Genomic DNA, 12,988 nt, shown 5'->3' on the forward strand with positions numbered 1-12,988 from the left:
CTTAGGGGTGTTTTTTCTGTTCAAGTATCATTTGATAAACTTTAATATATTCTTCAACCATATGTTCCTGGCTGAAGTTTTTTTCTACCCAGCGGCGGCAATCGATGCGTTGGAGCAGGCTGATGCTGGCGAGTCGATTAACGGCTGCGTTAACATCTTCTACCAGGAATCCGCTCATACCGTCCTGAATAACTTCCGGCATGGAGCCGCGGGGGAAAGCTATGACCGGGGTGCCGCAGGCCTGGGCTTCTATAACACTAAGCCCGAAAGGCTCGTTAAAATTTATGGGATGCAGCAAGGCATAGGCTCCTCCCAAGAGCTTATTTCTTTGTTCAGGGCCGACTGATCCCAAATAAACAATTTTATCTTCTTCAAGATGTGGGGCCACAAAATGATTATAGTAGTCCTGATCTTGTATTATCCCGGCTATCAATAAAGGCATGCCGCAGCGGCGGGCTATTTCAATGGCTTCCGCCGTGCCCTTGTCCCGATGGATACGCCCCAAATAGAGCAGATATGAACCGGTCTCAGGCTGAAAGGTGAATTTATCAAGATCTATGCCGTGGTAAACATTGGCTATATAATCAAGTTCGGGATGACGGTCGGCATAACTGATGGACACATAGTGGGTATAACCGTTATATCTGCGATAAACCGGAATGATACGTGGTGAAGAAAAACCATGGATGGTGGTAACGAGCGGGGTTTTAACTAAACGGCTGTATGAAAGCGGCAAAAAATCATAATTGTTATGGATTATATCAAATTTATGCGCACTCTCAAAAAGATGCGCAATATGCAGGCACTCCCATACTTTAGGATCCAAATCCCGATCTTCTTCATAGGCATGCGGACAGACCCATTCCAAATGGCCGCTGGTGTAGGAATCGCCGGTTGCAAAAAGGGTAACCTGAAGCCCCTTTTGGGTTAAACCTTCCGCCAGCATGGATACAATCGTTTCCCAGGGCCCGTAATGCAGGGGTGGGGTTCGCCAGGCGATGGGGGAGAGAAGTGCTATTTTCATCTATCAATTATTCCTTTCCTGATAATCCCCGGCTTGCCCAAACGTTATGGGATACTAACCCCAGGTGTTGTCTATACTTTTGCCAAAAAACAGTTTTTCTATACCGAGCGATTATTGGGTGTATTAAAGGTTGGAAGGTATGGATGCCTGCTTTTCGGGTTCTGCCTTGACCATTGCTGCAAATACATAGCCTCCCTCTACCTTTAACATTAGTTTAATAGGAAAGTCTTGATTGTTTCGGAATTTAAAATCAGCACTGCCCCAGGAGATGGTAGCATCCCGCCCCGGAGGTGCATATGCCACCCGCATGGAATGGGGATAGCGTTCCAGAACCTGCAGGCCCGCTTCCAGGACTGCATTATAGATGGTGCTGGAGGTCTGGCATATGCCTCCCCCTATACCTGTGACCACTTTTTGACCGGCAAATATTTTGGCATCCCGGTAGCCGCTTTGAGCAGTGCGAGGCCCAACGGTTTGGTTAAAGGAGAACACCCCACCCGGAGGCAACACCGTATTGTTTATTTTGGATGATGATAACAAAACATTTGTTGTTCTTCCGGGCGATTTATCAATCAGACGGGTAAAATAACCCGTTATGACAGATTCTCCTTTCCATAATTCAGTCAATCCAGGTACGGTAAGTATATTTCCCCAGGTGGGCAAAGAATTATAATCAACCGTAACGGCTGGTTGGGCAGGGATTGGCTGCCCCGGGGCCAGCGGCTCATAACCGGGACTGTTAAGATACACACAGCGTCCGGCTTCATCATATATCACTGTGTAATCCAGGATTTCTGCAAGCGAGCGCAGGGGCAAAAACAGGGTGCCGTCCGCAGCTGTAAAAGGAGCTATTTCAAGCTCCTGAGGTAAGGAGTTGACCAGCATGATATCTTGAGCGGGGAAAAGCTGGATACGCTTTCCTTCGCATATCAAAACGAGTTCGCCTGCCGTTCCCCATTCACTCTGGCAGGGGAAGATGGTCTGCGCGGTTGGCAGGGAAATAACGGCACGACCCGAGACTAATTGGAGAGTGTTTTCTTCTGGATTAGCCTCTGCTCCATCAACAATCAGTCGGATAGGAGGGTGGCTGTTCAAGGCATCAATGCCATTGGCAACGTCCTGCCCATAGGCAGATGAATTTGAGAACCCAAGCAGGCATACCATTAAAATTAAAGAAACTAAAAAAGTTAAAATACGCACGATTATCTACTCCACTCCTTAGCTTGAAATTGCAGCCAACCCTGCAAGACAGATGGAGACAATCAGCCACAAAGACTGGATCTTTTCGGGTCAGCTGCTGCTATATTCATATGCCCGGAGATAGGAATTGATTACTGATAAGGTAGAAATAAAAACGCCAGCAGCCTGCATAGATGGAAATATCTTATAGGAAACGCTAAACTAATAATAGTAACAGGGTATCGGAACCGGAATCAGCTGGATCGTACATTCAAATCGTATTTTTATTTTCTGCCCGGTATTTTAATAAGCAGCGGCTTTTTTAAAAGGAGGAATTACTTTGGCCAGAACATACCATCAAGAGTATCAGGAAAAACTGATTAGTGCTGAAAAGGCAGCGGGATTAGTTAATAGCGGGGACAAGCTTCTTTATGCGGTTTTTTTAGGACGGCCGGTCGATTTTGATCTGGCTCTGGCTCAACGCAAAGAGGAACTCTGGGATGTACAGATAACGCAGTCGGCGGGCAATGTTCCCGGCAGCAGTAATAGTCCCTGGGTTGATCCCAGTAAGGAGCATTTTATCTCCAATAGTTGGTTTTTCGATGGAATCGACCGCAAATTACACGATCAGAACCTAATGTATTATAATCCGGTTCAATTCGGGCAACTGCAGGATATAATCGCCAGTGATCTGTTTCCCTACGATATTTATGTTCAAAAGGTCAGTCCCATGGATGAACATGGATTTTTTTCATTTGGTCTGGCCAATGTGAACAGTCTGGAATCCTGTCTGGGTGCGAATACGGTTATATTGGAAGTGAATGAGAATATGCCCCGGGTGCCGGGCGGATCGGAGGATTCCATACATATATCCATGGTAGATTATATAATAGAAAGCAGCCATACGCCTTTGTCGGTTTTGCCGCCTGCGCGTGAAGCCTCGGCAGCTGATAAAGCGATAGCCGAGTTACTGCTGCCGGAAATTCCAGACCGGGCCTGCCTGCAGCTAGGTATTGGGGCTCTGCCTAACCTACTGGGAGACCTGCTCTGTGAATCAGATCTTAAGGATCTGGGTATTCATACCGAAATATTCGTTGATTCAATGGTAAAACTATTTGAAACCGGGATTGTCACCAACAAATATAAAACAACGGATCGCTGCAAAATGGCCTTCACCTTTTCCCTAGGTTCGCGGGAGATGTATGATTTTATGCATGAAAATCCATTGATGGCTAGTCACTGCGGCCGTTATACTAATAATTCCCGTATAATTGCCTTAAATGATAATTTTATTTCCATCAATAATACCGTAATGGTAGATCTTTTCAGCCAGGCCTGTTCGGAAAGCAATGGTCCCCGCCAAATATCGGGTACCGGAGGACAACTCGATTTTATTAACGGTGCTTGGCATTCCCGGGGCGGCAAGAGTTTTCTGTGCCTGAACAGCTGCTATACCGACAAAGAGGGCCGGATTAAATCTCGAATCGTGCCGACCCTACCGCCCGGAAGTATCGTTACCACTGCCCGTACCTTCATTGACTATCTGGCTACAGAGTACGGCAAGGTACAGCTGAAAGGCAAATCGACCTGGCAGAGGGCAGAACTGTTAATAAGCATTGCCCATCCACAGTTCAGAGATGAATTGGTCCAAGCAGCAGCGGCTATGAAAATATGGCGCAGAAGCAATAAAATTGAATAAATAAGCCCTTATATTTTATATTGCTTTTTTGGAACTCAAAAGAAGCTGATTTTATAAACGAGATTAAATCAACCGGCACTTAACTTGCATAATGATCATGAGTACAATATATAATCTACTGATTGGAAATGTTAATTAACCGCAAGCATCGCAACTATATGGTATAATTATTAGAATTGCGTTAATGCGGTAATAAGGATTTAAACCGTGGCTTAAATCTCTGCTTATTTATTCGTCCACCGGGCAATGAGAACTCATCTACCGCCATTTTAATATATAGTTACGCTCAATCAAAGGAGGAAAACATTTTTGCATACCCATACATTCAATAGCATGGGACTTAAGCCCAGATTGCTGCAAACGATAGCAACCAAAGGATTTGAAAAACCGACTCCAATACAGATTCTGTCTATTCCCTCGGCACTGGCCGGACGGGATGTTATGGGACAGGCGCAGACCGGTACGGGTAAGACGGCCGCATTTGGGATACCGATGTTGAACAATATGGTTCCAGGTGGTGGATTACAGGGATTGGTAGTCTGTCCTACCCGGGAATTGGCTGTGCAGGTGGCCGGGGAAATAAACTCCCTGGGCAGAGGCATGAATCTAAAGGCTATGGCTGTTTATGGCGGGCAATCCATGGAACTGCAAATCAGGGCTTTAAGCCGAAAGCCGGAAATGATAGTCGGGACTCCGGGACGACTGATGGATCATATGGAGCGTGGTAATATAAATCTTGCCCAACTTTCTTTTGTGGTTCTGGATGAGGCAGACGAAATGCTGGACATGGGATTTTTGCCTGATATAGAAAAAATCCTGGAGCAATGTCCTAAGGAGCGCCAAACCTTTCTTTTTTCTGCGACTTTGGACGAAGATATTCAAATACTGGGCAGAAAATTCATGGTTGATCCTGAACTTATAGTGGTAGAATCACCGGAGCTGACCGTACCTCTAACCGAGCAATATTATTATGAGGTCAGCCCTCGCCATAAAATTGAAACCATATGTCGTATCATCGATGTAGATCGTCCTTCGGTTAGCTTGATATTCTGCCGAACCAAAAAGGGTGTAGATCAATTGGCCGGGGCTCTTAACCATCGGGGCTATGCTGCGGATGCCCTGCACGGTGATATGTCTCAGCGCGAACGGGACAGCGTAATGGAACGTTTCCGCAAAGGACATATCTCCATACTGGTAGCAACCGACCTGGCCGCCCGGGGGCTCGATATTGATATGGTAACCCATGTGTTTAATTTTGATATCCCCGAGGATCCGGACAGCTATGTGCATAGAATTGGCAGAACCGGAAGGGCTGGTCGGGACGGGGTTGCCATCACAATGGTGGAGCCCCGGCAGATCAAACAACTAAGGGTTATCGAGCATCACATCGGTAAAAAAATCTGCCGCCGCTCCCTCCCCTCCCTGAAGGATGCCATGGCAAGCAGACAGAGATTGCTTACCACCCGGCTAATGGAAGCAAGTCACGGGGATTTGAGTATCTATCAAAGTATTGCCGGTGAATTGATTCAACAAAACGATCCGCATACTATGTTGGCAGCTGCACTAAAACTGCTGGCGGATGGGGAGCCGGCCTTGGAATTGGCTGAGGTTGAAATCATTAATGCCGACACGGCTCATGTAGAATTACCGGTAGGAAAAATGCAGGGCATGCATCCACGGCGGCTGGTAGAATTCCTGACCGCAAATACTTCGCTGACCCCCAGGCAGGTAGGGGATATCGAGATTCAGAGTAATACCACTTATGTGGAAGTGCCTGTGACAAAGATAGATGAGGTTTACGAAGCATTCAAAAAATATGAGAGTAAACGTAAAAACAACCGTTCCCGCTTAGGCCTGCCCAAAACCGATCGTAATAAAAGGGCCAACTAAGTTCGGTTAATGAAAAATAGACACAGATAAATGCGGCAGCCTAAATTTTGCCCCGACAATTTGCAGGGAAGGCCTTTGCAGCTCCGATGCAGCGGAAGCTATAGCTTCCGGTGGGAAACTAAAGCTTCCCCATTTGCCAGCACGTAACCATTTTCATGTGTGTTTGTACCCTGCGGGCATGAGGGGTTGGTAGTATAATGAAATTAAGATATTGCATAATTCAAAAAACAACAAAAGATGCTTTGGAAAGCACAATATATAGCTCTCTCATATTCCTGAGGCTACTATATATTGATCGTCTTTTTGGAAAGAGTTAATTATGCAAAACTCTCAAATACAAATTTAAACAAGTGCTTATGGCACTTGTTTATTAATTCTGGGTTCTAAAAACCCGCCGGGCCAGAGAGGTTATGAAAACATCATTTTTTTAAAAAATTGGGATAATAATAAAATGCTCCCATAGGTAAATAAAGAGAAAGGGGAGAGGAATATGCAGTTACTAATGGAATTCAAGGATCTCACCCGTCGTTTCGAGCGGGACGATTATTTTTTGCAGGCATCAGGTTCACTGTCAGAGAATGAGACCCTGGCTGTACGGGGGCCTTCCGGTTCGGGAAAGTCCACCCTTTTAAAAATTCTGGCGCGCTTGCTGGCTCCAGATACCGGAAATATGTTCTATAAAGGAGAAGCCTATCGACAAATACCCCCGCAAAAATGGCGTCGGGAGATTCAGTATTTATCCCAAAAACCAGTCGTTTTTGCCGGGAGTGTACAGGATAATTTACGATTGCCCTTTAACCTAAACTGCAGCCCTCCCCAAATTAATTATTCTCAGGATCAAGCCTCAAGTTACCTGGAAGCGGTAGGATTATCCACAGCAATCTTACCACAATCGGCCTCAACTTTGTCTGGAGGAGAAGCTGCCCGCATCGCCCTGATCAGATCCCTCTTGGTACAGCCTAACATCCTGCTTTTGGACGAACCTACGGCTTACCTTGATGATTCTAGCGCCGGGCAGGTAATTAATTTACTTAAAACCTGGCTGGTGGAAAAAGACCAGCGGGCCTTGGTGATCGTATCCCATAAACAGGAGGATATTAAAGGGTTTAACCAGGTAAAGTTTTTGGATTTATAAAACAAGGGGTGTTAAGATGGATTATTCATATATTCAAATATCCAATACCCAGCTAATTTTCAGTGTCATTCTGGTGTTGATAACCGGCGGGATCGCCACACTTTTGAAACTGGGATTGCTGAAATCTTTATTATGGGGAACTATACGGGCTTTTCTGCAGCTTACGATAATCGGTTACGCCCTTACCTTTATTTTTGCCGTCAATAAGCTGTATATCATAATACCCATTTTGCTCTTGCAATGTTATATAGCTGCCCGTGAGTCCACCAGAAGGATTCACAAAGCCCCGGATAACCCCATGCTGTTGTCATTTTTAGCCTTAACCGCCTCGACCTTTATCGTAGGTCTGATTGTGGTGATGCTGATTATAAGTCCTCAACCTTTATATTCAGCTCAGGTTATGATCCCTATTTTTGGCATGATACTCGGTAATTCTATGAACGGTATTGCTCTTTCTTTAGATCGTATGCTGGCAGAAATCAATGGGCATATAGATCAGGTGGAACAGCTATTATGTCTGGGGGCTTCACCTTGGGAAGCAATAAAAACCGATATGCAAACGGCTGTTAAAGCAGGTATGACACCAACTATTAATGCTTTGATGGTGGTAGGGCTGGTAAGCCTTCCGGGAATGATGACCGGACAAATATTGGCGGGAATGAACCCCCATAGTGCGGTGCGCTATCAATTTGTGGTCATGGTTATGATGACCGCTGCCGTAGCTATAGGCTGTCTGCTCATGGTCGGTTTGTATTATAAAAAAATCTTTACAGACGATATGGCGATCGTGGAACAGATGCGCAAAAATTAAGCCGGAGCTTTTATTAAAGCCCCGGCTCGTTCATAGCCAGGCGTTATTGGCCTACCTGTGATTTAACAGTCTGTATGTCAGAATGGTCGGCCTGGGCAGCAGGCTTATAAAAGCCCTTTTGTTCGGCTAGCTGAAAAAGTTGATATTGGAACTGTTCATCGGAATTTCTGATCTGTTGAATAGTTGAACGCAACTGCGGATTTGCCGTTTCACCAATAAAGTTTGCATAGGTGGTCAGGCTGCTTTTGGTCATGGAGAGTATATCATTAACCATTTCTTTATCCTGCATAATCTGTGGCAAAATTATTCACTCCTTACGTTAAAAATGACATCAGTTTGTTGCGGGTATTAACGGCTGATTGGGCGCCCTGCTCAAACATCTGTTTTATTTGGGCATCCTGGCATTGCTGAGCATAAAAACGGAGTTTCTTTTCGGCATTAGCATGACTGCCGATTAAATGTCTGAGGTTCTGCAGTTCCATTTGGTTAACCGTCACTATCATTAACTCCTTTCCTGGTTTTAAACTTCATTTTTAGGATGAACTAAATAATAGAAAATATGATCGGAAAATTTATCCAGGCAAGGAGTTATAATAGCGCAGATTTTAATATTATTAACACAGCAACATAAATAGCTCCCCGGCACTTTGTGTTTAGTGGCGGGGAGCATCGGCAGTACCCGAAGGGTGACGCAGACTATCCCCGATAATAAAAACAATTTAAAAGCAAAATCAGCGTAAATTCGTTATCTGCGTCTATAATATTTAAACTGTGAAATAGGCAATGGCTACATTTAATTCATCAATTATTTCGGTCATTTTTTCCACGGAAGCTGCTACTTCCTGCATCTTCGCCATCTGCTCGGTCGCTACTGACTTAACGTTTTGAGCGTCAGCAGCATTCTGATCGGCAGCCGTATAGGTTTGCTGAATCGAATACAGGGCAGTTTCAGCACTGGCTGCCATTTCCTGACTGGCGGCCGACATCTCTTGCACCTGCTGATTGACTGTGCTGAAGGCTTGAATAATCTGTTCAAAGGCATCACCAGTACTGGCAACAATCTTAGTGCCATGACTGACCTCTCTGGTTCCATCCTGCATAGCCGATACGGCTCGGTTGGCTTCGTATTGTACTTCATTAATCAAAATGGCAATACGTTTGGCGGCCTCACCTGATTCTTCGGCCAGCTTGCGTACTTCCTCAGCCACCACCGCAAAACCACGTCCCTGTTCTCCGGCTCGGGCTGCTTCAATGGCGGCGTTTAAGGCCAACAAATTAGTTTGGTCGGCGATACTGGTAATGAGATCTACAATCTGGCCGACTTCCTGAGATTTATTGCCCAAATCTGCAACGATACCGGCGGTAGTATTAACCGTCTGGTTGATAACCCCAATCTGTTCAATGGCATCACCGACCTGTCGCTGGCCATTCTCGGCTTTGTTGTGAGCAGTCAAAGCTGACGAAGCAACTTCCTGCGCATTTTGAGCCAGTTGTTGAACTGCGGCTGACATTTCATTAATAGCCTGGCGGGATTGATTGGTCATATCAGCCTGGTTGCCAGCATTGGCACTCATGATACCGGAAAGATCTGTCATATTCTGCATCATGGCAGAACAGTTTTGGGAGTTATTTAACAAGAGCGTATTGGACTGTACTATCGTGGATATTAAATGCTGGGTCTTGCCAATTAGTTCCGCCATTTTGGCCATCATCTTATTTACGCGGTTAGCCAGCCTGCCTAATTCATCATCGCTCTTTTGAGGAATCATAATGCTAAGATCACCTTCGCTGGCCCGCTCGATTCCTTGGTTAATCCTTCTAAGCGGTGCATGGACTGTATATGCAATCAGAACCGCCGCTAGAAATCCAACTAATATGCCAACTCCAGAGTAACCAATCATACTCCAACGAAAATGGTTAACCATATCATCATAGGGTGTAGACGGTACTCCCACAAACCAGATACCGATAATATTACCGGCCGCATCTTTTATAGGCTCATAGGCAGTTTCATTCCATACCCCTACGACATCAGCCCGGCCTATATAAGTTTGTCCCTGTTTTAAGACGGTTTGCACGACCTGGGCGGAAGCCTGGGTGCCAACCTGACGCTGCCCATTTTTAGTAACGTTGGTAGCTACGCGGGTATCCCCACAAAATATCGTAACATTATCACCGGTGCTCTTGCCGATTAAATCAATAATCTGGTAATTATTTTCAATCAGGGTCGAGCCTTTATATAGCTTACCATTTTGTATATGCCAGTCTCCGGGGTACTGCTCGTTAATAATCTCTTTACCCAGAGCTAGGTCAGATTTTAATTTCTGATGAGATGCTGTCAAGATCTTCTGGGACATAATCGATGTGGCGTAAATACCCATGACTCCAGTAACTAACATCAATATCAGGGTAAACGCAATGATCAAACGAAACTTTACATTGATACGGCGAGCCAGTAGTTCAAACTTATTCAGAAAATTCAATTAATTTATCCCCTCTCCCTATACAAACATCTGCCTGTTCCCCTAATGATTCTAGTTTTATATTATATATAGTAGTCCTTAATTTTCTAGATAATTACTTATTTTCGATTATACCAGAATTTATTAACATGGCAACATTTACTGCTTAAGAGGAAATATGGTTAATTTTTAGTCGAGATTAAATATTCAATTAATAATGGCAATTAATCATGAAAGGTATGGTTTAGAGAGGTATTAGTAGTAATTTTAAAATAAAACAACTTTATAAAAATGCTGCAGGTTACCCAACAGGAATCCCTGATGTGTTATAAAGGGCACGGTTTTTGAGGACGTTATCATGAGAACAAAAGTATTACCCCCACCATGGAAAAATAACCAATAATAACTGTCGATATAGAAACCAGCATGGTTTGAATAAACTCTTTTTTAGTAAAACCTGTAAACATAATCCCACCGCTTTCCGAAATTTTAGAACACAAGTTCTAAAAACATAGTATAATAGGAACACCTGTTCTGTCAAGATGTTTGAAGAACATTATTTGAATTTCTGCAGCGATAACGACCCAAAATGTAAATCGGGTCTATAATTTTTATTTAGCCGTTTGGGGAATATTATTGTCTAAGGCATCAAACATGATATGAGGTGAAAAGATGGAAAATACAACAGTGTCTAACAGATTGGCAAATGAAAAATCCCCCTACCTTCTACAGCATGCCAAAAATCCGGTAAACTGGTATCCCTGGAACGAGGAAGCTTTTAAAGCGGCTCAAGAAGAGGAAAAACCCATTTTTTTAAGCATCGGCTATTCGACTTGTCACTGGTGCCATGTTATGGCTCAGGAGTCTTTTGAGGATGAAGAGGTAGCCGAACTGCTGAACCGGCACTTTATTTCCATAAAGGTGGATCGGGAGGAACGGCCTGACATAGATAATATATATATGACGGTCTGCCAGGCCTTAACCGGCAGCGGGGGGTGGCCACTTACGGTTATTATGGATGCCGACAAAAGGCCTTTTTATGCAGCTACCTATCTGCCGCGCAACCAGCGGGCCGGGCTACCGGGGTTGTTGCAATTATTGCCTCGGGTTGCCGAACTCTGGGAAAATGAACGTAATTCTCTACTGGATTCAGCTAAACAGATCAGCCTGTCCCTTAAGGAAACCGACCGTAAAGTTAAGGGTTCCCCACTTACCCAGGGGGTGCTTGACCAGGCGTTTGAATACTACTGCCGTATATTTGACGATCAGTGGGGAGGCTTTGGGTCGGCGCCTAAGTTTCCTTCACCGCATACCCTGTTGTTTCTCATGCGCTACTATTATTTTCAACAAGAAGATAAAGCACTGGACATGGTAAAAATAACCCTGCAGAAGATGTACCGAGGGGGAATTTATGACCATATCGGTTTTGGCTTTGCCCGTTATTCAACTGATCGCAGGTGGTTGGTGCCTCATTTTGAAAAAATGCTGTATGACAACGCTCTTTTGGCTATGGCTTATTTGGAGGCCTATCAGCTCAGTGGGGAAGAATTCTACGCCCGGGTGGCGCGGGAGATTTTTATTTATGTTCTAAGAGACATGACCGACCCGCAAGGAGGCTTCTATTCGGCGGAAGATGCTGATTCCGAAGGGGAAGAAGGCAAGTTTTACCTGTGGACCCGGGAGGAAATAGAAAAAGTACTGGGTGATGAATCGGCACAACGCTATTTTAAAGCTTATGATATCAGCCGCGATGGCAATTTTGAAAACAAGAATATCCCTAATCTAACCCATACCACTGACTTCCTTAATAAAGGAACTGAATTTAAAGAAGCTCGCCGGAAACTATTTGACCAGCGCGAAAAAAGAATCAAACCTCTAAAGGATGACAAGATATTAACCGGCTGGAATGGGTTGATGGTAGCAGCGCTGGCCATGGGCGCACGCATCCTGAAAGATGATACCTATCTGAGCGCGGCACAAAATGCGGTTGATTTTATTCTTGCTAATCTGCGCCGTACGGATGGCAGGCTGTTGGCCAGTTATCGCGCTGGAAGGGCTGAATATCCGGCTTACGCAGCGGATTATACTTACCTTATCTGGGGACTGATTGAGCTCTACCTAGCCGGATTTAATAATAAAAACCTTTTGGCGGCGTTGGCTCTAAACGATGAGCTTATAAAATATTTCTGGGATGAGCAAAGTGCGGGCTTGTTTTTCTATGGTTTAGACGGAGAGCAGCTGTTAAGCCGTCCCAAGGAACATTACGATGGTGCACTGCCTTCAGACAATGCGGTGGCAGCATTTAACTTTTTAAGGCTGGCTCGGCTAAGCGGCAACGTTGATCTGGAGGATAAGGCACAAAAAACCCTGGATTATTTTACCGGCAGCATCCTGGAAAATCCCGTGGCGCATTCCTTTTGGCTGGTCGCAGTTTCTTACCAGATTTTTCCCGGACGTGAAGTGGTGGTCGCCGGTAATTCAGACAACGCCGATACCGTGGATATTTTAAATTACCTAAATTCACGCTTTGATCCCAATACCCTGATCGTCTTAAAGGACGAAAAGATTAACCAGGAGTGGGGGGGGAAGGCTCAGTATCTGCAGCCCATGCACAGCGTAAATGGCCTGACAACTACTTATATTTGTGAAAATTATTCCTGCCGCGAGCCGTTGGTGGGGTTTGACAAGTTGTTAGAATATGACCAACGATCTGACCGGGCAGAGCGTGTGCTATAATAATGGTAACGTCAGAGATTTCCCATTGGCTAGCTACAGGCGTTGATGAGGC

Annotated in this window: 10 protein-coding genes; 5 read left to right on the plus strand and 5 right to left on the minus strand. The window is 44.9% G+C overall.

All coding sequences use genetic code 11. The features are described from left to right. Position 1: 1 nt before the first annotated feature. Positions 2-1,024: a glycosyltransferase family 4 protein gene (locus AAV90_RS04270; protein ID WP_046496232.1), complete on the minus strand. Its 1,023-nt coding sequence runs from the start codon at positions 1,022-1,024 to the stop codon at positions 2-4. A 123-nt stretch (positions 1,025-1,147) separates the two neighbouring features. After that, positions 1,148-2,224: a VanW family protein gene (locus AAV90_RS14005; RefSeq protein ID WP_052729597.1), complete on the minus strand. Its 1,077-nt coding sequence runs from the start codon at positions 2,222-2,224 to the stop codon at positions 1,148-1,150. A 319-nt stretch (positions 2,225-2,543) separates the two neighbouring features. Here AAV90_RS14005 and AAV90_RS04280 point away from each other — a divergent pair, with 319 nt between their 5' ends. The 4 genes from AAV90_RS04280 to AAV90_RS04295 all read left to right on the plus strand — a co-directional run bounded on the left by AAV90_RS04280 (position 2,544) and on the right by AAV90_RS04295 (position 7,738). Further along, positions 2,544-3,902, plus strand: a complete 1,359-nt coding sequence (locus tag AAV90_RS04280) for an acetyl-CoA hydrolase/transferase family protein (protein WP_046496233.1) — start codon at positions 2,544-2,546, stop codon at positions 3,900-3,902. 309 nt (positions 3,903-4,211) lie between these two features. Further along, on the plus strand, positions 4,212-5,792 hold the full coding sequence (locus AAV90_RS04285; RefSeq protein ID WP_052729598.1) for a DEAD/DEAH box helicase: 1,581 nt from the start codon (positions 4,212-4,214) through the stop codon (positions 5,790-5,792). Positions 5,793-6,282: 490 nt separating this feature from the next. Next, on the plus strand, positions 6,283-6,927 hold the full coding sequence (locus tag AAV90_RS04290) for an ABC transporter ATP-binding protein (RefSeq protein WP_052729599.1): 645 nt from the start codon (positions 6,283-6,285) through the stop codon (positions 6,925-6,927). A 16-nt stretch (positions 6,928-6,943) separates the two neighbouring features. Then, a complete protein-coding gene (locus AAV90_RS04295; protein WP_046496235.1) occupies positions 6,944-7,738 on the plus strand; it encodes an ABC transporter permease in 795 nt (264 codons plus the stop codon). A 43-nt stretch (positions 7,739-7,781) separates the two neighbouring features. On the opposite strand, the gene AAV90_RS04300 is transcribed toward AAV90_RS04295, so the two are convergent. From AAV90_RS04300 to AAV90_RS04310, 3 genes are all read right to left on the minus strand, one after another. Then, positions 7,782-8,027 (minus strand): spore coat protein, encoded by a 246-nt coding sequence (locus tag AAV90_RS04300; protein WP_046496357.1) that lies wholly within the window; start codon positions 8,025-8,027, stop codon positions 7,782-7,784. 25 nt (positions 8,028-8,052) lie between these two features. Then, positions 8,053-8,241 carry a hypothetical protein gene (locus AAV90_RS04305; RefSeq protein WP_046496237.1) on the minus strand — a complete coding sequence of 63 codons (189 nt, stop codon included), beginning with the start codon at positions 8,239-8,241 and terminating at the stop codon, positions 8,053-8,055. Between the two features lie 261 nt (positions 8,242-8,502). Then, complete coding sequence (locus AAV90_RS04310) at positions 8,503-10,221, minus strand: methyl-accepting chemotaxis protein (RefSeq protein WP_046496239.1); 1,719 nt, start codon at positions 10,219-10,221, stop codon at positions 8,503-8,505. Positions 10,222-10,872: 651 nt separating this feature from the next. Here AAV90_RS04310 and AAV90_RS04315 point away from each other — a divergent pair. Next, complete coding sequence (locus tag AAV90_RS04315; protein WP_046496241.1) at positions 10,873-12,936, plus strand: thioredoxin domain-containing protein; 2,064 nt, start codon at positions 10,873-10,875, stop codon at positions 12,934-12,936. Positions 12,937-12,988: the final 52 nt, after the last annotated feature.

The sequence above is a fragment of the Syntrophomonas zehnderi OL-4 genome (assembly GCF_000983115.1).
GTDB classification, from domain to species: Bacteria; Bacillota; Syntrophomonadia; order Syntrophomonadales; family Syntrophomonadaceae; genus Syntrophomonas_B; species Syntrophomonas_B zehnderi.

Excerpts from the sequence above, each read along its gene's own strand:
- AAV90_RS04295 (WP_046496235.1), top strand. The coding sequence starts at position 6,944 with ATGGATTATTCATATATTCAAATATCCAATACCCAGCTAATTTTCAGT.
- AAV90_RS04270 (WP_046496232.1), bottom strand. The coding sequence starts at position 1,024 with ATGAAAATAGCACTTCTCTCCCCCATCGCCTGGCGAACCCCACCCCTG.
- AAV90_RS04300 (WP_046496357.1), bottom strand. The coding sequence starts at position 8,027 with ATGCAGGATAAAGAAATGGTTAATGATATACTCTCCATGACCAAAAGC.
- AAV90_RS04290 (WP_052729599.1), top strand. The coding sequence starts at position 6,283 with ATGCAGTTACTAATGGAATTCAAGGATCTCACCCGTCGTTTCGAGCGG.
- AAV90_RS04315 (WP_046496241.1), top strand. The coding sequence starts at position 10,873 with ATGGAAAATACAACAGTGTCTAACAGATTGGCAAATGAAAAATCCCCC.
- AAV90_RS04305 (WP_046496237.1), bottom strand. The coding sequence starts at position 8,241 with ATGATAGTGACGGTTAACCAAATGGAACTGCAGAACCTCAGACATTTA.